The sequence below is a fragment of the Maribacter sp. 1_2014MBL_MicDiv genome (assembly GCF_001865655.1).
Classification (GTDB): Bacteria; Bacteroidota; Bacteroidia; order Flavobacteriales; family Flavobacteriaceae; genus Maribacter; species Maribacter dokdonensis.
The window spans coordinates 3,786,662-3,808,378 of sequence record NZ_CP011318.1 but is presented as its reverse complement, the minus strand read 5'-3'; the positions used below and the strand labels follow the sequence as shown (position 1 = coordinate 3,808,378).

The window sequence follows — 21,717 nt, the reverse complement described above, 5'->3', positions numbered from 1 at the left end:
CAATCTTTATTCGTGTTCGTTTGGCTCTATTGGGTTTGTCTCTTCATTTTTATTTTTGGCATACAAGTATCCTCTTTTCCACCAAAGTGTCATTTTTGCCTTATCAAAAATTAAAGAATTAGTCGTTAATATCGTGGGTGTATAAAACAGGTTTATAATGGCATTCTTTTGATTGGCGACCAATTTTCCAATTCTTATATTCTGATTTTCAATACGGTCAAGAATAAAACTCATCATCGTAGTAATCAACTCAAACGGATTTCGAGAAGCTACCCTGTTCATATAATTTACTTCTGTATGTAAAACAACAACATCTACTTCAGTAGCACCTCTTTTTATTGCTTCCTCAATAGGCACAATACTACCTAGACCACCATCTGCATATTCACAATAATTTTTGCGCACCAAACTCATAAAGGGAGTGTAGTTTGCAGAAATCCATACCCAGTCACAATAATCTTCATAAGTGCAATCTTTAATTGACTTATACTCCACTTGATTTAATGAGAGGTTAGAAACTGTTATAACTACATCAGAATCTCCATTTTTTAAAGTTTCAAATTCCTCAATGGTTAAACTATTTTCAATGAGCTTTCTAAGATTTTCACTCTCGCCAAAGGTCTTTTTACCGGTTAGAAAATTTCGTAAAACATTCCAATGGTTAATTGAAATTTCTTCATTACCACGAATGTTCTTCACTAGAAAAGGGCAGTTGTTAAAAATACTCTTTTGATTCACATTAGAATAGATTTCCTTAATCTTATCTAGCTTACCTAATGCCAGGTGAGAGATTAGAAGACTGCCAGTAGAAGTACCTACGAAAATATCATATTTTCTACCCTCTTCTTGAATAAGGTATTGGGCAACACCACCTGCAAAGGCACCTTTACTACCACCACCAGAAATAACCAATGCTTTCATTATTATTTTAATTTCGTTTTAAGATAACGCAAATCTGCTGAATTTAGTTGATTTGCAACCTTTTCAATTTCCTTTTTCTGTTCGTCGTTTTCCCATAACTTATCTAACAATAGCCTGGCATAATTTCTAAATTGCCAAGAATGATGATTGGTAGCTTTAATTAAATTAACCAAGGCTTCATCATTTAGAGCATTAATTTCGGACAGATATTGAAAAGCCGTTTGTCGTACTTCCGGATTGTATATAGCGCTTGTATATCCCACAAGTTCTCGGTGAAAGTATACCTTCTCCGTAGGTTTATATTCGGGTGTAAACAATGCCAATGTCAACCAAAGTTGCCGAAAGCTTTTATTGGGCAAACCAACAACATCCTTTGTTTCTTCTAAATACATAACCCTATCCTGCTCAAAACTAGACCACAAATTATATAACATTATTTCGTTGGTTACGTAACTATCATCTAATAATAGCGCTTCTGCATCCTCTTTAAGAGACTCATGTATTTTTCCCATTTTCTCAGCACCAAATTGCTTAACTTTTACATTGTCACTGGTAATCAAAACTGGTAATTCCAATGTAGAAAAGTCATTTCTTAAGCTTAGTACGGCCAGTTTTAATTGCAATGAAAACTTAGGATTTGCTAAAATTTCAGAAGGCGTAAACTCTTTTGAATTACCTGAAATTAAATCATAATATTTTTTATGGGTAGCACTATTTCTTATAAGGTACTCTTTTGCTTCTTCCATCAAAAATAAATTACCTTCTAACCAATTCCTCCGGAAACTGTCTAAATCTTGATTACATACTTCTTCCATTTCATTAATAAAATCAGTAACAGTCACATTTTTGAACTTATATTTTTCTAAGTAAGCTTTAATTCCTGTTTTAAATGCGGAGTCCCCAATTTCTTCTCTCAAAATAGCTAAAGCCCAAGCACCTTTTTCATAAAAGGTAAGACTACTAGCCTTAGGGTTCAATAAACTCTGCCCCTCTCCTTTTTCAGAAATATCACTTAACGTTTTAGCTGTATCAAATAGCTTCCAATAGAAATAATCGTCACCAAAAATTTCCTTTTCGGCCAAATAGGCATAATAGGTAGCAAAACCTTCATGTAACCAGTGGTGTTCACTATTCTTTTCCGTTACCAAATTACCAAACCATTGGTGCGCTAATTCATGCGCATTGATGTTTATATAATTTCTATCTATAAACGAAGTGGAATCAATAACATATGCATCAGAGAAAAAAGTAGCGCTCGTATTTTCCATGCCTGCATATAAAAAATCATGAACAGGAACCTGTTTATAATCTTGCCACGGATAAGGAACCCCAATTTCATTTTCTAAAAAATTAAATATCTCTTTAGTGTTCCTGTAAGTAGGTTCCACTTTTAGACTATCATTTGGGTAGTAATAGTTTTCGATAGTTATTCCACTTTCAGATGTTAATACCTGCTTTTGATATATACCTATAGCGAATGCCAACAAATAACTGCTCATAGGTTTTTTCATATCAAATAACCAAATAGCATCTTCCTCATCATTATCAGTTTTTAGAAGTAGTTTACCATTTGCAATTACTTGATATTTTTTATCGGCTTCAATGGTAAGATCAAATTCTACCTTTTCTTCCATGTCATCAAAACTAGGAAGCCAATGACTGGTATACTTTCCTTGGCCTTGCGTCCATATTTGTTCATTACCTTCTAATTCATCATCCCAACCAATAAAATAAACCGTTTGTTTAGGCTTGGCTATATACTGGATCATCAGTTTATGTGATTCACCCGCTTTGAATTTTTGTGTAATGGAAATTGTCTTTTCTGTGGCAGTGAAGTCTATCTTTTCCCCATCAAGTTCTACTTTTGAAAAATCCATATTCTTTGCGTCAAAAAATACCGAATCAACATTTTGTAACACATGAAAACGATAGATCACTCCGCCTTTAATCTTTTTCTCTTTAGGTAAAAAACCTAAGTAAACCTTGGCTTTAATAAAATCTATTTTATCTTGATGTTGCCCAAAAGCATAGAGGGATAAGAATAAAAAAAGGGTGAAAATTAATTTCTTCATACAGCATAACAAACAAATAACATTTCAAATTTAATGTTTTGGGGAGCACTTCCCTAACCTTTACCTGAATTGAATGTGATGCTAAACAACACTTATTTCGCCAGTTACCATTAGATCCATATTTACAAGAGCAGTAATGACATTTTCACCTTTGGGGATTAAGGGGCTTATCCCTATTTTAGTACCATGAACGCAAACTTCTTGCAAACTCCCGTAGTATACTTAAAAGGTGTTGGTCCCAATAGGGCCGAAACCTTAAAGTCAGAATTAGGAGTAAGCACCTACCAAGATTTGCTGAACCTTTTTCCTAACCGCTACATTGATAAAACCCAATATTATAAAATTGGTCAATTGCAACGTAGCAATGCCGATGTGCAGATTATTGGAAAAATCATCAATATTAAAACCGTTGAACAAAAAAGAGGTACACGGTTGGTAGCTCGTTTTAAAGATGACACAGGAGAAATAGAATTAGTCTGGTTTAGAGGTCAAAAATGGATTCGTGAAAATCTAAAATTAAACGTACCGTACTTGATATTCGGTAAATGCAATTGGTTTAATGGTACTTTCTCTATGCCCCACCCAGAAATGGAGCCATTAAAAGAGCACGAGCAAGGCACAAAAGTGTACATGCAACCCGTGTACCCATCTACGGAGAAATTAGGTAATAAAGGCATAACCAACAAGGTAATAAGCAAATTGATTCAGCAACTTTTCATGGAAATCAACGGAAAGTTCACCGAAAGCCTTTCAGACAAATTACTGTATGAGTTAAAGCTATTGGACAAAAGTGAGGCAATGTTCAATATACATTTTCCAAAAAACCAAGAATTGCTTGCAAAAGCCCAGTGGCGATTAAAATTTGAAGAGCTCTTTTATATACAATTGCAACTGATAGGAAAAAATGTATCTCGGAAGAAAAAGATAAAAGGATTTCCATTTCTTGAAGTCGGTGAATATTTTAAAGACTTCTACAACAACAAACTACCCTTTGAATTAACGGGAGCACAAAAAAGGGTTATAAAAGAAATACGGGCAGACCTTGGCAGTAATGCACAAATGAATAGATTGCTGCAGGGTGATGTAGGATCGGGAAAAACCATAGTTGCGGTAATGACCATGTTGTTGGCTATTGACAACGGATTTCAAGCCTGTTTAATGGCACCTACGGAAATTCTGGCCAACCAACATTTTCAAGGCATATCAGAGTTACTGGCAGGTACTGAAATTACCTGCGCGTTACTTACGGGCTCAGTAAAAAAATCAGCTAGAAAGCCTTTACATGAACAATTGGAAAATGGGGAATTGAATATACTTATAGGTACCCATGCCCTTTTAGAGGACAAGGTTAAATACAAGAATTTAGGAATGGCCATTATCGATGAGCAGCATCGGTTTGGCGTAGCGCAACGTTCTAAATTATGGCATAAAAATGAATTTCCGCCCCATATATTGGTCATGACAGCAACACCCATACCAAGAACATTGGCCATGAGCCTGTATGGTGATCTGGATATTTCTGTAATAGATGAATTACCACCTGGTAGAAAACCCATTAAAACAGTGCATCGCTATGACGGTAACAGATTAAAGGTATTTCGTTTTATACGAGATGAAATTGAAAAAGGACGCCAGGTTTATGTGGTATACCCATTAATACAGGAATCTGAAGCCATGGATTACAAAGATCTTATGGATGGCTATGAAAGTATTGTGCGCGATTTTCCACAACCAAAATATCAGATTTCCATAGTTCATGGACAAATGAAACCGGCGGACAAAGATTTTGAAATGGAGCGCTTTGTAAAGGGAGAAACACAAATAATGGTAGCAACTACAGTTATTGAAGTTGGGGTCAACGTGCCTAATGCATCGGTTATGATCATTGAAAGCGCAGAACGGTTTGGCTTATCGCAACTACACCAATTACGTGGTCGTGTTGGCCGTGGCGCCGATCAAAGTTTTTGTATTTTAATGACCGGCCATAAGCTATCTAACGACTCCAAAACCAGACTAGAAACTATGGTGGCCACAAATGACGGCTTTGAAATTGCAGAAGTAGATCTAAAACTCCGAGGACCGGGTGACATTATGGGTACCCAGCAAAGTGGTCTGTTAAATCTAAAAATTGCAGATATAGTTAAAGATAATGACATCTTAAAATCGGCTCGCTACTATGCCCTACAATTACTAAAAGAAGACCCATCTTTAAGCAAGCCAGAAAATCTAATTATTAGACATATGTATGCACAGCTGGTAAAACACAAGAATATCTGGACTTATATTAGTTAGTGTTATTTTTAACAACTTTCCCGTTGAACATCGTAATTTAGAAGGGTGTTAATTTCGAAAAAACCCTTGGTTTTAATAGATTTGTGAACTTAGATTATATAGAATATGAGCGCAACAAAAACATTATTTGACAAAGTGTGGGATTCCCACGTAGTACATAAAATACAAGATGGTCCAGATGTACTGTTCATTGACAGACACATGGTACATGAGGTAACCAGTCCTGTTGCTTTCCTTGGTATTAAGAATAGAAATATTCCTGTAATGCATCCGGAGAAAACTTTTGCAACGGCTGACCATAACACGCCTACAATAAACCAACATTTGCCGGTTGCCGATCCACTTTCTGCGAACCAATTAAAAATGTTAGAGGAAAATGCTAATGAATATGGTATTTCTTATTGGGGATTAGGTCACGCAAAAAATGGTATTGTACACGTTGTTGGTCCTGAATACGGTATTACACAACCTGGTGCTACTATAGTATGTGGAGATTCACACACCTCTACACATGGTGCATTTGGTGCTATTGCCTTTGGTATCGGAACATCTGAAGTTGAAATGGTATTGGCTACGCAATGTATTATGCAGCCTAAACCAAAGAGAATGCGTATCAATATCAACGGGAAAATGAGTAAAGGTGTTACTCCTAAAGATGTTGCCTTATTCATTATCTCTCAATTAACTACTTCTGGTGCTACTGGATACTTTGTAGAATATGCAGGTGAAATTTTCAGGGACATGAGTATGGAAGGTCGTATGACCGTGTGTAACCTGAGTATTGAAATGGGTGCCCGTGGTGGTATGATCGCGCCAGATGAAAAAACGTTTGAATATATAAAAGGTCGTGAGTTTACACCAAAAGGTGCCGACTGGGATAAGGCTATGGCTTATTGGGAAACATTGTATACCGATGAAGATGCCATTTTCGATAAAGAATTGACTTTTGACGGTTCGTTAATAGAACCAATGATTACCTACGGTACCAACCCGGGTATGGGAATGGGAATATCAAATGATATACCTATGGCAAATGCCGTTCAAGGTGGTGCATCTACATATCAGAAATCATTGAAATATATGGATTTCAATGAAGGTGAAAGTATGATGGGCAAGCCTATTGACTTTGTTTTCCTTGGAAGTTGCACCAATGGTCGTATAGAAGATTTCCGTGCTTTTGCATCAATAGTAAAAGGAAAGAAAAAAGCCGATAATGTAACCGCATGGTTGGTTCCTGGGTCTCACAAAGTAGAAACTGCCATTAAAGAAGAAGGCATATTGGATATTTTAACCGAAGCCGGTTTTGAACTGCGTGAGCCTGGTTGTTCTGCTTGTTTAGCAATGAACGATGATAAGATACCTGCTGGTAAACTGGCCGTAAGTACATCTAACAGAAACTTTGAAGGAAGACAAGGTCCTGGATCAAGAACTTTGTTGGCTAGTCCTTTAGTTGCTGCTGCGGCTGCCGTAACCGGTAAAGTAACAGACCCAAGGGAATTAATGGCAGAGTTAGTATAACAATTTTGTCCTTAACTATTAGCCTAAGGCTTTTAGTGAAAAAACAATGATAATAATACAGGCCAATGGTCAATAACCAGAGGCAAAAAGCTATAAAAAATGGCATACGATAAATTCAATATATTGACATCAACGGCAGTACCGTTGCCAATTGAAAATGTAGATACCGATCAAATAATACCGGCTAGATTCTTAAAAGCAACAGAGCGTGTAGGTTTCGGTGATAATCTTTTTAGAGACTGGAGATACAATCAGGACAATACCCTGAAAGAAGATTTTGTTTTAAACCAAGATAAATTCAGTGGAAAAATTTTAGTAGGTGGAAAAAACTTTGGTTCTGGCTCATCCCGTGAGCACGCTGCATGGGCAGTTTATGATTACGGATTTAGATGTGTAGTTTCTAGTTTCTTTGCAGATATTTTCAGAAACAACTGTTTAAACATCGGTGTTTTACCCGTACAGGTAAGTGCAGAGTTTTTACAGAAAATTTTTGATGTCGTGGAGGCAGACCCTTCTGCAGAATTGGAAATTAATCTTCCTGAACAAAAAATAACATTGTTGGCTACGGGTGAAAGTGAATCTTTTGACATCAATGATTACAAGAAAAACAATATGTTGAACGGTTTTGATGATATTGATTACTTATTGAACATCAAAAAGGATATTGAGACATTTGCGGAAAACACTCCGTTATAAACTCAATTTTCAAAGTACCAACATCATTTACGTTAACTAACCATTTGCCGTTTCCTAATATAAGATGAAACGGCAATTAGATCACATGAAAAAAAGAAAGTTAGAAATAATGGATACCACCCTTAGGGATGGTGAACAGACCTCAGGCGTATCCTTTTCTGCATCGGAAAAATTGACCTTGGCGAAACTACTTTTAGAAGAGCTAAAAGTAGACCGTATTGAAGTAGCTTCGGCACGAGTTTCCGATGGTGAGCTTGAAGCTGTTCAAAAAATTACCGAATGGGCCGCTGAAAATGGTTTTTTAGAACGTGTAGAGGTTCTAACTTTTGTGGACGGTGGGGTTTCTTTGGATTGGATGAAAACTTCTGGTGCCGTTTCACAAAATTTGTTGACCAAGGGCTCTCTTAACCATTTAAAATATCAGTTAAAGAAAACTCCGGAGCAACACTTCAATGAAATAGCAGCTATTTTTGAACAAGCCACAGAAAGAGGCATTATCAATAATATTTACTTAGAGGATTGGAGTAATGGAATGCGAAATTCAAAAGAGTATGTTTTTGAATTTTTAGAATTCCTTTCAACACAAAATGTAAAAAGGATTTTATTACCAGATACATTAGGTATTCTTACACACACAGAAACCTATGCCTATTTAACTGAAATCATTCAAAAATTTCCGAATTTACATTTTGATTTTCATGGACATAACGATTACGATTTAGGTGTTGCCAATATTATGGAAGCCGTAAAAGCCGGTTGTCATGGTCTTCACCTAACCGTAAACGGTATGGGAGAACGCGCTGGTAATGCTCCAATGGCAAGTGCCATTGCGGTAATCAATGACTTTTTACCAGAAGTGGAAATTAATGTAAATGAAACCTCTTTATATAAAGTAAGTAAACTGGTATCTGCTTTTACGGGTTTTACCATACCAGCGAACAAACCTATAGTAGGCGATAATGTATTTACCCAAACCGCTGGTATTCATGCAGATGGAGACAGTAAAAACAATCTCTACTTCAGTGACTTAATGCCAGAACGTTTTGGTAGAAAGCGCAAATATGCATTAGGAAAAATGTCTGGCAAAGCCAACATACAGAAAAACCTGCAGGAGCTTGGATTAACCCTAAATAATGAAGAATTAAAAAAGGTTACTGCCAGAATTATAGAACTAGGAGACAAGAAAGAACGCGTAACCAAAGATGACCTCCCTTTTATAATATCCGATGTTCTAGATACTGCAGATTATAAGCAAAAGGTTTTTATAAAATCTTACGTACTTACACACGCCAAGGGATTAATGCCTTCTACTACCCTATCTGTTGAAATCGATGGAAAAGTAATTGAAGCGCATGCTCAAGGAGACGGACAATATGATGCTTTTATGAATGCCCTTAAAAAGGTGTACATTGCCAAAAAAATTGCCTTACCTAAACTAACGGATTATGCGGTAAGAATTCCTCCTGGTAGTACTTCTGATGCATTATGCGAAACAGTAATTACTTGGGAATTGAACGGAAAAGAATTCACATCAAGAGGATTGGATTCAGACCAAACGGTTAGTGCCATTAAAGCTACCGAGAAAATGTTGAATATAATATAGCGCAAAGCGCTTGACGCTGATCGTTAAGCGCTAAATGCCAAAAATGAGAGATTATAAAAAATATACAGTTTGGGAATTAGGTCATGAAATTACTTTAGAAACGTATAAATTGACCAAGAACTTCCCAAACGATGAAAATTTTGGATTAACAAGTCAAATGAGAAGAGCTTCTTCATCCATACCAGCAAATATAGCTGAAGGGTGCGGAAGGGAATCTGATGCTGAATTCAAAAGATTTTTAATTATAGCACAAAGCTCGGCAAGTGAATTAGAGTATTTTATAATATTAGCAAAAAACCTTGACTATATTATGAATAAAGAGTTTTTAAGCATTCATGATAAAGTAAATAAAGTGAGAAGAAGTTTAAATAGTTTAATTAATAAGATATAATTATAAATAGCCTAAACTATATACGATTAAAGTATAACGTTTAGCGTACAGCGAAAAGCGAAAAAGCGATTAAACCATGAAATTAAATATTGCCTTATTGGCCGGTGATGGTATCGGTCCTGAAGTTATTGATCAAGCAGTAAAGGTATGTGATGCCATTGCTAAAAAATATGAGCACCATATCACTTGGCAGCCAGCGCTTACCGGTGCGGCAGCAATTGATGCCGTTGGGGAACCTTACCCAGACGAAACACATGAAATTTGTGCAAATGCAGATGCTGTTTTATTCGGTGCCATAGGTCATCCCCGTTTTGACAATGACCCGTCAGCAAAAGTTCGTCCAGAACAGGGATTGTTGAAAATGAGACAAAAATTAGGCTTATTTGCTAACGTTAGACCAACATTTACATTTCCTTCATTGATAGACAAATCTCCTTTAAAAAGAGATCGTATAGAAGGAACGGATTTAATTATTCTAAGAGAATTAACAGGAGGAGTTTATTTTGGGGAACGTGGTAGAAAAGATGATGGAAATACCGCATTTGACACCATGACCTACCAACGTTTTGAAATAGAAAGATTAGCTAAAAAAGGCTTTGAATTTGCTATGAAACGTTCTAAAAAATTATGTTGTGTAGATAAGGCCAACGTATTGGAATCATCTAGACTTTGGAGAGAGACCGTACAGGCCATGGAAAAAGATTATCCGGAAGTAGAGGTTACATATGAGTTTATAGATGCCGTAGCAATGCGTTTAATTCAGTGGCCAAAAGGATATGATGTAATCATTACAGCAAACCTATTTGGTGATATTCTAACAGACGAAGCATCCGTAATTGCAGGATCTATGGGACTAATGCCTTCTTCATCTGTTGGTAGTGATGTTTCTTTATACGAGCCTATACATGGTTCTTATCCGCAAGCGGCAGGTAAGGACATTGCAAACCCTTTAGCAACTGTACTTTCTGCAGCAATGCTTTTTGAAGATTTAGATTTAACTGAAGAAGCTGAAGAAATTAGACGAGTAGTTAATAAGTCATTGGCCGAAGGTTATGTTACAGAGGATTTAGCCGAAGGTGGCAAAAGCTATAAAACCAGTGAAGTTGGAGATTGGTTGGCTAACAATATCTAGACCAATTTTTTAACTAAAAAGTCCCTTTAATCACTGATTAAAGGGACTTTTTTTATTTAAATTCTATTTCAATTTTAAATACTAGTTGCAACAGCAATATCCTTATCATAAATACTTTTAACTATTGCCCGTAAATCCGGGATTACGGTTTTTACCAATTTTGATGGTCCGTTGATCAATACACAGATTCCTAAATCAGATTCAGGAAAAAGTGCAATTTCATTTCTATAGTTGTTCACACTCCCGCCATGATGCCAAATGGTTTCTTCTGCCCCACTTTCATTCTCTTTTAAAGTATGAATTCTCCAACCAAAACCGTACGATGATTTTAGATGACCAGGCCACTTTTGATAATATTTACGATGACCTTTTAACTCTATAAATGGTTTAAAAGCCGGTGCCATTTCATCTTTTGACATCACTTCTGGATTATGTCCCAATAAAAATCGCATCCACTTGGCCATATCCAATGAATTCGCGTTTATACCACCTGCAGCAATTGCGTTGTAATAATTGTCCCTAGGCAATACCTGTTTCCACCCATTACGCCTCTTAATATGAGGCAATGCAATATTATCTGTATTCATTAAAGACTCATGATCCATAGAAACCGAACTCATACCAAGAGGTTCAAAAAATCTATCGGTCAATAAGGTCTTTATATCTTTTCCTGTGGCTTTCAACATTACTTCCTGTGAAACAGAAAACATGGCATTCTGATAGCTGTATTGTATACCAGGTTCACTGATAGGATCCACATTATTGAATTTTTCACTTATAGAGGACATAGATAACCCAGCCTCAACCAAATCTGTATAACTATGATATGGCGTACCAGAGGTATGCGAAAGAAGATGTGAAAGTTTTATACGCTCTGTATTCTGTTGACTACCAAAATGAAAATTGGGCAAATAACTTGAAACCTTATCTTCTAAACGAAGCTTACCATCACTCTCCAAACGTGCAGCCAATATACCGGTAAATCCCTTAGATATTGATCCTAGTCTAAACAATGTTTCTGCATTTACCGACTCTTTACCATTATAACTTCTTTTTCCGTATCCATTAGAAAGAATTACAGAATCGCCATTTACAATACTTACACCTGCTCCTACAATATCGCCAGATTTTATAGCCTTATCAAAATATTCCGATAATGCTTTGTTTAAAGCTTTCTGCCGTATATTATACAGTTTGATTTCCCTTTTCTCCGCAAGCGTTTTAACAGGATTAGGATTTGCAATAATTGCCTCTGAATGTTCAGGCTTAAAAGATGAAGCCGTTAGAACAAAAAGTAAGAGAACCATAATTATGGTTCCAAAGAATAGTTTGGTACGTGACACAGCATTGTAGGTTTAGACTCTTATAACGTGTTAAAATGTATAAAATTACCGATGAACTGCACAAAACGAAAAATTTAACATCAAAAGGTATTGATTACAAGCATTCTGATAGAACCATAAACCAAACAGAAGAATAAAAAAAGCAACCTTGAACAAGGTTGCTTTTTACTTTTTTATTACAATAATTAATTAACAGCCCATAGCCATTTTTCTATATTTACTTTCCTTTCTTTTTCTTACGATTAAAATACCTACAGCTATTGCAACACCAGAAAAAGCAAGTATAGCACCCACTAAGCTAGAATATACAATACCGTACCCAAAGGCAATTGGTAAGCCAGCCAAATACGCTCCAGATGCATTACCCATATTAAAAGCACTTTGGTTCATAGAAGAACCTAGCATTTCTGAACCCTTAGAGGTATTTATGATAGCCATTTGAATAGGCGTTGCCACAGTAAATGATATTGCTCCAATAACAAAAGTAAGTACCATTAACAGATAAGGGTTGGTCGCTATCATCATATTCAATAACAAAATACCACACATTACCGATAGACTAATTATAACCGCTTTTAGAGGAGAAAACCACTCTGCCATTTTAGCCCCTAAAAAATTTCCTGCAACCATGCCCAAACCGGCCAACATCATAGCGTAACCAACAAAATGATTTGGCAGACCTGCTACTTCCGTAATTAAAGGAGCAACATAACTGTACCATGCAAAAAATCCGCCTGTACCTATCGTGGTCAGCGCAATCAATGCCCATAGTTCGCTATTTTTTAAACCTTGGGACACCGTAACCTTTTCTTCCCGCTCATCAACCTTAATTTGCGGCATCCATAAATAAATACTGCCAAGTGCCAATAAACCAACAAGACCCACTAGGTAAAAAGAAACACTCCAACTAAATTGCTGACCTAAATACGTACCAATTGGCACTCCTATTAAATTGGCTACGGTTAAGCCAGAGAACATAATAGAAATAGCCTGAGCACCTTTTCCTTTTTTAGCAAGCTTAGTGGCCACTACCGCACCAATACCAAAAAAGGCACCATGTGGTATTCCAGATAAAAATCTTAAAAATAACAAACTGGTATACCCAGTTGCCAAACCAGACAGGGTGTTAAAAACCGTAAACCAAATCATTAACAAGAACAACATTTTTTTAGGACTAAGCTTAGACCCAAAACCTGTCAACAACGGCGCGCCCACCACTACCCCTAAAGCATAAGCTGCAATAAAATGCCCTGCCTGTGGAATTGTTATTCCTAAAGAACCAGATACTTCCGTTAAAATTCCCATGATAACGAACTCGGTAAGCCCTATTCCAAAACCTCCTATAGCTAAAGCAAATAATGCTTTTTTATTTGTTTTTAATTTTTCCATAATTCAAACTTTAAATCTTTCTGCATCAATCTATATAACACAAGCAATTAAAAAGGCAAAGTTAGAACGCATATGTCGGTTTCAACTCAAATTAATTACCATATTTCTGTGAAAAATTAACCCCACGTAATTCCTCACAATTATAAATTCACCCAATTCAGTACAGAAAATCTACAATTGAGAAAACCATTTTGTTCAAACCATTACGAACAATTCATATTTGTGGCATCAATCAAAAAATGCAATCAATAATGAAGACGCTACTAATTGCTTTACTTACACTACTCTGCGTGAATACATACGCACAATCAACCATTTCCGGTAAGATAATTGACCAACAAGGCTTACCAATTATTGGGGCAAATGTATATTTAAAAGGAACGTATGATGGTACTGCAACCAATGATCAAGGGGTATTTTCCTTTGAAACCGATGCTACCGGAATACATACTTTAATTGCATCATCCATTTCATTTGAAACCTATTCAAAATCAGACGAAATCACCCATTTTCAAAATATCACCATCAAATTAAGAGACGATGTAAACACATTGGATGCCGTTACCGTTAACGCCGGTACATTTAATGCAGGCGACAATGCAAAGGTTACCGCTTTAAAACCACTTGATATTGTAACCACAGCAGGAGCCTTAGGAGACTTTGTAGGCGCATTACAGACATTACCCGGTACTTCTAATGTTGCCGAGGATGGCAGATTATTCGTTAGAGGTGGCGATGCAGAGGAAACTCGAATATTCGTTGATGGTATGCGTGTGTTTACTCCGTATTCTCCTTCGGCAAACAACATACCGTCAAGGGGCCGGTTATCTCCTTTCTTATTTAAAGGAATTACCTTCTCAACGGGAGGTTATTCTGCAGAATACGGTCAAGCACTATCAAGTGTTTTATTATTGAACAGTGTAAACGAACCACAAGAAGAAAAAACGGATATTTCCATAATGACGGTTGGCCTAGGACTTGGAAATACCCAAATATGGGATAAAAGTTCACTGAGCGTCAATGCCAATTATATAAATCTTGCACCGTATCAGGAATTATATCCAGATAACAATGAATGGCATAAACCTGTAGCATCTTTTGGAGGCGAAGCAGTATACAGATATAAATTCAATAATGACGGACTTCTAAAAGTATATGGTGCCTACAGCGCTGTTGACTTTGACTTAACACAAGAAGACATCAATGAAGTTAATGGTGTTAGATTTGGGTTAAACAATAACAACCTTTATCTAAATACTTCTTATCAAGATTTTATGGAAAAGGATTGGAGTATTTCAACAGGAATAAGCTTTGCTAGCGATCAAACGAAATTAAAGTTAGACACAGCAGATATTACGGACACCGAAAATTCTGCCCATTTTAAATTAGCACTGAAGAAATACTTTTCCAGTAGATACAAATTAAACTTTGGTGCTGAATATTTTATAACCGACTTCAAAGAAGATTACAGTGCGAATACTATTGAAAATGAAAACAAATTTAACAACAACCTTTTAGGCGGCTTTGCCGAGGCAGATATTTTCTTCTCAAAAAATCTAGCAACAAAAGTGGGTCTTAGAGGTGAATATTCACAATTATTACAAGAATTTAATCTATCTCCAAGACTCTCTCTAGCCTATAAAGCTGGGCAAAATGCACAATTTTCTCTGGCATACGGAGAGTTCTTTCAAAACCCTAGAAATGAGTACCTAAAGTTTAATACCGATTTTACGGCTGAAAAAACCACACATTATATTGCCAACTATCAATTTGTAAAAAACAAACAGATTTTTAGAGCCGAAGCATATTACAAAGACTATAATAATTTAGTCAAATACAATACAGCTTTTACACTGCCCACTTCTACCTTCAATAATACTGGCGATGGTTTTGCAAAAGGATTGGACATTTTCTGGAGAGACAACAAAACATTAAAAAATACAGAATATTGGATGTCTTATTCTTATTTAGATACAAAAAGAAATTATCAAAATTACCCAACCAAAGCTACACCAGATTTTGCTAGCAAGCATAATGCATCATTAGTGGTAAAACGATGGGTTGAAGATTGGAAAAGTCAGATCGGATTCAGCTACAACTATGCATCAGGTCGTAGTTATACAGACCCAAACACAGGCCGTTTTTTAACGGAACAAGCCAAAAGTTTCAACTCACTAAACTTCAACTACGCCTATTTGATAAGTCCGCAGAAAATAGTGTACTTATCCGTTAGTAATGTACTGGGCACAAAAAACATAAATGGTTACCAATATGCGGATCAGCCAAATACTGATGGTATATTCGACCGAAGAACAATTACACCCGCCGCAGACCGCTTCTTTTTCATTGGTTTCTTCTGGACAATCAGTAAAAATAAAAATGACAACCAGCTAGACAACCTTTAATACTTACAACTCAATACCCATAACCTACAACTGGGTCATCTATTTTATTAATAACATTTAAATAGAAAGATATTTGAAAACAATAAATAACATATAAAAAATTATACCATGAGAACCTTACTACTAGTCATCACCTTTATTTTCACAATGAACATTACCGCACAAACGTTATACGAAAAAGGTATGAACAAAGCTTTTGCTTTATGGGACCAACAAAAGAATACCGAAGCATCTCAACTTTTTGAAAGAATTTCAGCTGCAGAAACCGATAATTGGTTACCACCATATTATGTAGGTTTAATTGAAATTGTAAGCAGTTTTGGATTAAAAGATGAAACAGAATTGAATGCAAAACTTACTAGGGCTAAAGAATTTTTAGATGCAGCATCGGCAGTTTCAGAAAACAATCCAGAAATCATGATATCCTATGCGCTCTTAAATACAGCATATATAGCTTTTGACGGTGCTAAGTATGGTATGACCTTGTCTGGAGAGAATGCAGCTATTTATCAAAAAGCTTTAAGTATTGCACCAAACAATCCAAGAGTGGTCTTAAGCAAAACCGAGTGGGACATGGGCGCAGCTAGGTTCTTTGGCAAATCAACAGTTCCATTTTGTAAAGATATTGAACGTGCCATCACATTATTTGAAGCAGAAAAACAAACCATACCTTACTACCCATATTCTGGTTTAGAAAGAGCAAAAGCCATTTCCACAGAATGCAAAAAAGAAACCTCTCCTAAAAATTAGGAGAGGTTTTCCTTAAAATAAATCAATTAAGGCAACTTATAAGATATAGTCTGTACTCACAAAATTGGACAGTTTAGCCTCTAATAAATTTTCAATAATATCGGTATTTAATTCGTTATCCTTAAATGCAACGAATGTTCTTATTGAAAATGAGCGTAAGGCATCATGCACACTTAAAGTTGCCTGGGCAGAGTCTTTTCTTCCGGTAAACGGATAAACATCTGGTCCCCTTTGGCAAGAGCTGTTCAAATTAACACGACATACCAAGTTCACCAAAGTATCTATCAGCGGTGAAAGCGCATACACATCTTTACCGAACAAGCTTACTTGTTGACCATAATTACTTTCTGCCATGTCATCTAAAGGTTCTTCAATATCCGTAAAAGGTACGATAGGAATAATAGGACCAAATTGCTCTTCTTGATATACACGCATTTCTTTGGTCACAGGATATAGCACCGCTGGCCAAATGTAATTATCAAAATGTTGACCGCCTTTTTTATTAATGATCTTAGCACCTTTAGAAAGCGCATCATCAATAAGTCCTTGTATGTAAGCTGCTTTATCAGGTTCAGGCAAGGGAGTAAGTTTGACACCATCTTCCCAAGGATTTCCGAATTTTAGCTCGTCTACTTTCTTTGCAAAGTTTTTATTGAAATCGGCCCTGATATCTTCATGAACATAAACCACTTTTAAAGCGGTACAACGCTGCCCATTAAATGACAATGTTCCGGCCAAACATTCATTAATGGTTAGGTCCAAATCAGCGTCAGGTAATATAATAGCAGGATTTTTTGCTTCTAACCCAAGAACTAATCGTAATCTATTGCTTTTTGGATGCTGATCTTGTAAAGCATTGGCAGATTTACTATTACCAATTAATGCTAACACATCTACCTTACCGGTTTGCATAATGGGCGCGGCAACCGTTCTACCACGACCGAACAATACATTTACTACCCCTTTAGGAAAGCTTGTTTGAAAAGCCTCTAAAAGTGGTGTAATCAACAGAACACCGTGTTTAGCAGGTTTAAAAATGGTGGTATTGCCCATTATAATTGCAGGAATAAGTAATGCAAATGTTTCGTTCAATGGATAGTTATAAGGTCCCAAACATAAAACAACCCCTAAAGGTCCTCTCTTAATATGGGCATACACGCCATCATGCTTTGTAAACTTTGCTGCGTCTCTATCTAACTGCTTATAATCTTCAATGGTATCTTCAATATACTCTACCGTTCTATCAAACTCTTTTTGAGAGTCCGGCAATGACTTTCCAATTTCCCACATTAAAAGTTTTACTACCTCTTGTCTTTTCGTTTTCATCTTTGAAACGAAAACCTCCATACATTCAATACGATCTTTTACATGCATGGTGGGCCAAACCCCTTGACCTTTGTCATACGCCTTTAAAGCTCCGTCTAAAGCTTCGAGCGCTTCCGCCTCTTGTAGGTCTGGAATACTGCCTAATAATGTTGGCTTATATTCTTTAGTTGAAGAGATTGTAGAGTATACATTTGTGGTATCTCCTTTCCATTCTTTTAGTTCTCCGTTGACCAAATATTGTTTTTGATCTATAGTTGATGTAATTTGAAATTCTTCTGGAATTTTAATATCGCTCATCTCTTTTTATATATTGTACTATGATTGATAAATGTATTATAGAACGGCACTCCAAAACTACAGAAAACCGAATCTAACATATTAAAAGTAGTTTAAACCAAATACTCAAACAAATCCGGTTTATCATTTATATAATCGCCATAGAAATTGTTATTTTTCATACGCTCGATCAATGGTTGTAAATCATCTGGGTGCTTTAATTCTATACCTACGACTGCCGGTGCATTCTCCCTGCTGGATTTTTTAGAGTATTCAAAATGGGTAATATCATCGGTTTCCCCTAAAATATCTACCACAAATTCTTTTAAAGCTCCCGGTCTTTGAGGAAATCTAATAATAAAATAATGCTTCAATTTGGCATATAATAAAGCTCTCTCCTTAATCTCCGCAGTTCTCGTAATATCATTATTACTGCCCCCTATAATGCAAACCACATTCTTGCCTACTATTTCTTCTTTGTATTTTTCCAATGCGGCAATAGATAATGCCCCCGCAGGTTCTACTACAATAGCGTCTCTATTATACAGATCCAAAATAGTCTGACAAACTTTACCTTCATCAACCGTAATCATATCATCCAAATAATAATTACAGATAGGAAATGTGAGGTCACCAACCCTTTTAACAGCAGCCCCATCAATAAATTTATCAATATTATCTACGGTAATCACTGCACCAGAATCGATTGCCGATTTCATAGAAGGAGCACCTTTGGGTTCTACCCCAATAATTTTGGTATTAGGAGATAGTTGACTAAATACACTAATAAGACCAGATGCCAATCCACCACCACCTATACATACGAACAGGTAATCAATTGGCTTTTTTGCCTGCTCTATAAGTTCTAAACCAACAGTAGCCTGACCTTCAATAATCTTAGGGTCATCAAATGGATGGACAAATATTTTACCGGTTTGATCACCATGTATTTTAGCTGCCAAGGATGAATCGTCAAACGTATCACCTTGCAACACTACTTCTACCCAATCACCACCAAAAAGCTTGGTTTGTTCCACTTTTTGTTTGGGTGTAACCGATGGCATGTAAATGGTACCCTTGATTTTTAAATGACAACAAGCAAAAGCTACACCTTGGGCATGATTTCCAGCACTGGCACATATAACCCCTTTACCCCTTTCTTCCTCTGTTAAAGAACTAATTTTATTAAAAGCTCCTCTAATTTTATACGACCTTACCCTTTGTAGATCTTCTCTTTTTAAACGAATTTGACAATTAAACTCTTTGGACAATCTAATACTGTCTGTTAACGGCGTAATTTCTGAAATTTCTGAAATAATCTGTGCCGCTTGCAAAACATCTTCTAAAACTGGAAAATACTCCGGTTTGTTCCCTTTCATATCTTTTTCTTCGCTATTAATAATTTATCATTAATGCATAAAACCGAAATTGTCCGCTTAAGTAATGCCCATTAATTCTGCAAGAGCAAAAGTGCTTGCAGATTTGAACATACCCAACCGGACAATCAGTAAGATTACCTTAAGTTATTGATACCTAAACTATAGGCTTCATTGCTGTCATAGACTCACGCAAACGTGCTCCTACTATTTCTACCGGATGCTCACGCAATGCTTTGTTCACTGCAATCAATTGGGCGTTATCTACATCATTATCTATATCCGAAGAGAAATTTTTACCGATAACATCAGTTTCAATATTCTTCATAAAATCAGTCAACAATGGCTTACAAGCATGATCGAACAAGTAACAACCATATTCCGCAGTATCTGAAATTACACGATTCATCTCGAACAATTTCTTACGTGCAATAGTATTTGCAATTAATGGCGTTTCATGTAAAGACTCATAATAAGCAGACTCAGCAATAATACCAGACTCTGTCATTGCCTCAAAAGCCAGCTCTACACCTGCTCTTACCATGGCAACCATTAATACACCGTTATCATAAAATTCTTGTTCTGTAATCTCTTGACTACCTGCAGGAGTTTTTTCAAAAGCAGTTTCACCAGTTGCAGCTCTCCAAGTCAATAAATTCTTATCATCATTTGCCCAGTCTTCCATCATAGTTTTAGAGAAATGACCGGTCATAATATCATCCATATGTTTTTGGAACAATGGCCGCATAATATCCTTCAACTCTTCTGAAAGTTCAAAAGCCTTAATCTTAGCAGGATTTGAAAGACGGTCCATCATATGCGTAATACCGCCGTATTTCATACCTTCGGTAATAGTTTCCCAACCGTATTGTATCAATTTAGATGCATAACCGGCATCAATACCTTTCTCAACCATTTTATCAAAACAAAGTATAGAACCAGTTTGTAGCAGACCACAAAGAATAGTTTGCTCACCCATTAAATCTGATTTTACCTCAGCAACAAAAGAAGACTCCAGAACACCGGCTCTATGTCCACCAGTACCCGCAGCATATGCTTTTGCCTGTGCCAAACCTTTACCTTCCGGATCATTTTCCGGGTGAACCGCAATTAATGTTGGAACACCAAATCCTCTTTTATACTCCTCTCTAACTTCAGAACCAGGACTTTTTGGCGCTACCATGATTACGGTTAGATCTTTACGAACTTGAGTACCTTCTTCCACGATATTGAAACCATGAGAATAAGAAAGGGTAGCTCCTTTTTTCATTAATGGCATAACCGCACCTACTACAGCTGTATGCTGCTTATCTGGCGTAAGGTTTATAACGACGTCAGCAGTAGGAATCAATTCTTCATATGTACCTACCGTAAAACCGTTCTCAGTTGCATTGATAAAAGATTGTCTTTTCTCTTTTATTGCAGCATCACGTAGTGTATAAGCAATATCCAAACCAGAATCTCTCATGTTCAACCCTTGGTTAAGCCCCTGAGCACCACAACCTACGATAACAATTTTTTTGCCTTTTAAAGCATTTACACCATCAGCGAACTCAGACGATTCCATGAAGCGACATTTTCCAAGTTGCGTTAACTGATCTCTTAATGATAGCGTATTAAAATAATTGGCCATTTTATATTTACTTTATTTGATTTATGTTATAATTCTTTTATTTAAACTCTTTTAGCAAAGCGGAAATCTTCATTTCATCTTTTGTCACTGAAATACGCCCAGAGCGTACAAATTGCATAATGCCATATGGTTTTAGTTGGTCATGCATTTGATCAATTTCATTTCTTCTCCCGCTTTTTGCAATGACAAAGAAATCTCTTGAAACCGTGACAATCTGTGCATTATTATCCTTTATAATATTTTGAATTTGACGCTCGTCAAACAACAGTCCCGATGCTATTTTAAACAATGCAGACTCCTGATAAATAGTCTCGTCATCCGTATGATAATACGCCTTAATAACTTCGATTTGTTTTTCGATTTGTCCAACAATATTGTGTACCCATTTTTCTGTTGTATGTGCTACAATTGTAAATTTAGAAACATCGTCAATTTCCGATTTAGAAACATTTAAGCTCTCAATATTAATATGTCTCTTTAAGAATATACCCGATATTCTATTTAACAACCCAACGTTATTCTCTGAGTATACTGAGATTGTAAACCATTTATTTTCCATAAGCTTTCATTACCTACTCCTTAAAAAGGATTTTA

16 protein-coding genes are annotated in these 21,717 nt (G+C 36.3%); 8 read left to right on the top strand and 8 right to left on the bottom strand.

Features of this window, described 5'->3' with window-relative positions; translation table 11 throughout:
• Positions 1-6: 6 nt before the first annotated feature.
• The gene (locus YQ22_RS15980) at positions 7-921 is read right to left on the bottom strand and encodes a patatin-like phospholipase family protein (RefSeq protein ID WP_058105870.1); all 915 of its coding nucleotides are present in this window, start codon (positions 919-921) and stop codon (positions 7-9) included.
• A 2-nt stretch (positions 922-923) separates the two neighbouring features.
• Entirely contained in the window at positions 924-2,993 is a 2,070-nt protein-coding gene (locus tag YQ22_RS15975; RefSeq protein ID WP_071341987.1) for a M1 family metallopeptidase, read from the bottom strand.
• Positions 2,994-3,179: 186 nt separating this feature from the next.
• Here YQ22_RS15975 and recG point away from each other — a divergent pair, with 186 nt between their 5' ends.
• The 6 genes from recG (at position 3,180) to leuB (ending at position 10,625) form a co-directional block, all read left to right on the top strand.
• Positions 3,180-5,285, top strand: coding sequence for an ATP-dependent DNA helicase RecG (recG, locus tag YQ22_RS15970; RefSeq protein ID WP_071341986.1), 2,106 nt, complete (start codon positions 3,180-3,182; stop codon positions 5,283-5,285).
• 105 nt (positions 5,286-5,390) lie between these two features.
• The gene (gene leuC, locus YQ22_RS15965) at positions 5,391-6,803 is read left to right on the top strand and encodes a 3-isopropylmalate dehydratase large subunit (RefSeq protein WP_058105862.1); all 1,413 of its coding nucleotides are present in this window, start codon (positions 5,391-5,393) and stop codon (positions 6,801-6,803) included.
• A 99-nt stretch (positions 6,804-6,902) separates the two neighbouring features.
• Positions 6,903-7,499 (top strand): 3-isopropylmalate dehydratase small subunit, encoded by a 597-nt coding sequence (leuD, locus tag YQ22_RS15960; RefSeq protein WP_071341985.1) that lies wholly within the window; start codon positions 6,903-6,905, stop codon positions 7,497-7,499.
• A gap of 85 nt (positions 7,500-7,584) precedes the next feature.
• Positions 7,585-9,102: an alpha-isopropylmalate synthase regulatory domain-containing protein gene (locus YQ22_RS15955; RefSeq protein WP_071342620.1), complete on the top strand. Its 1,518-nt coding sequence runs from the start codon at positions 7,585-7,587 to the stop codon at positions 9,100-9,102.
• A 43-nt stretch (positions 9,103-9,145) separates the two neighbouring features.
• Complete coding sequence (locus YQ22_RS15950; protein ID WP_071342619.1) at positions 9,146-9,493, top strand: four helix bundle protein; 348 nt, start codon at positions 9,146-9,148, stop codon at positions 9,491-9,493.
• A gap of 76 nt (positions 9,494-9,569) precedes the next feature.
• The gene (leuB, locus tag YQ22_RS15945) at positions 9,570-10,625 is read left to right on the top strand and encodes a 3-isopropylmalate dehydrogenase (protein WP_071341984.1); all 1,056 of its coding nucleotides are present in this window, start codon (positions 9,570-9,572) and stop codon (positions 10,623-10,625) included.
• A 74-nt stretch (positions 10,626-10,699) separates the two neighbouring features.
• Here the strand turns inward: leuB and YQ22_RS15940 are convergent, their stop codons facing one another.
• Together YQ22_RS15940 and YQ22_RS15935 are read right to left on the bottom strand one after the other, a co-directional pair.
• Positions 10,700-11,968, bottom strand: coding sequence for a serine hydrolase domain-containing protein (locus YQ22_RS15940; protein WP_232231225.1), 1,269 nt, complete (start codon positions 11,966-11,968; stop codon positions 10,700-10,702).
• 189 nt (positions 11,969-12,157) lie between these two features.
• Positions 12,158-13,357 (bottom strand): MFS transporter, encoded by a 1,200-nt coding sequence (locus YQ22_RS15935; protein ID WP_071341982.1) that lies wholly within the window; start codon positions 13,355-13,357, stop codon positions 12,158-12,160.
• Positions 13,358-13,608: 251 nt separating this feature from the next.
• On the opposite strand from YQ22_RS15935, the gene YQ22_RS15930 reads away from it, so the two are divergent.
• Both YQ22_RS15930 and YQ22_RS15925 read left to right on the top strand, forming a co-directional pair.
• Complete coding sequence (locus tag YQ22_RS15930) at positions 13,609-15,762, top strand: TonB-dependent receptor (protein WP_071341981.1); 2,154 nt, start codon at positions 13,609-13,611, stop codon at positions 15,760-15,762.
• Between the two features lie 108 nt (positions 15,763-15,870).
• On the top strand, positions 15,871-16,512 hold the full coding sequence (locus tag YQ22_RS15925; RefSeq protein ID WP_071341980.1) for a hypothetical protein: 642 nt from the start codon (positions 15,871-15,873) through the stop codon (positions 16,510-16,512).
• 36 nt (positions 16,513-16,548) lie between these two features.
• On the opposite strand, the gene YQ22_RS15920 is transcribed toward YQ22_RS15925, so the two are convergent.
• From YQ22_RS15920 to ilvN, 4 genes are all read right to left on the bottom strand, one after another.
• The gene (locus tag YQ22_RS15920) at positions 16,549-18,135 is read right to left on the bottom strand and encodes an NADP-dependent glyceraldehyde-3-phosphate dehydrogenase (protein ID WP_071341979.1); all 1,587 of its coding nucleotides are present in this window, start codon (positions 18,133-18,135) and stop codon (positions 16,549-16,551) included.
• A gap of 92 nt (positions 18,136-18,227) precedes the next feature.
• Positions 18,228-19,493 (bottom strand): threonine ammonia-lyase, encoded by a 1,266-nt coding sequence (ilvA, locus tag YQ22_RS15915; RefSeq protein ID WP_071341978.1) that lies wholly within the window; start codon positions 19,491-19,493, stop codon positions 18,228-18,230.
• A gap of 154 nt (positions 19,494-19,647) precedes the next feature.
• Positions 19,648-21,123 (bottom strand): ketol-acid reductoisomerase, encoded by a 1,476-nt coding sequence (gene ilvC, locus YQ22_RS15910; protein WP_071341977.1) that lies wholly within the window; start codon positions 21,121-21,123, stop codon positions 19,648-19,650.
• A gap of 37 nt (positions 21,124-21,160) precedes the next feature.
• Positions 21,161-21,682: an acetolactate synthase small subunit gene (ilvN, locus tag YQ22_RS15905; RefSeq protein ID WP_058105852.1), complete on the bottom strand. Its 522-nt coding sequence runs from the start codon at positions 21,680-21,682 to the stop codon at positions 21,161-21,163.
• Positions 21,683-21,717 lie beyond the last annotated feature (35 nt).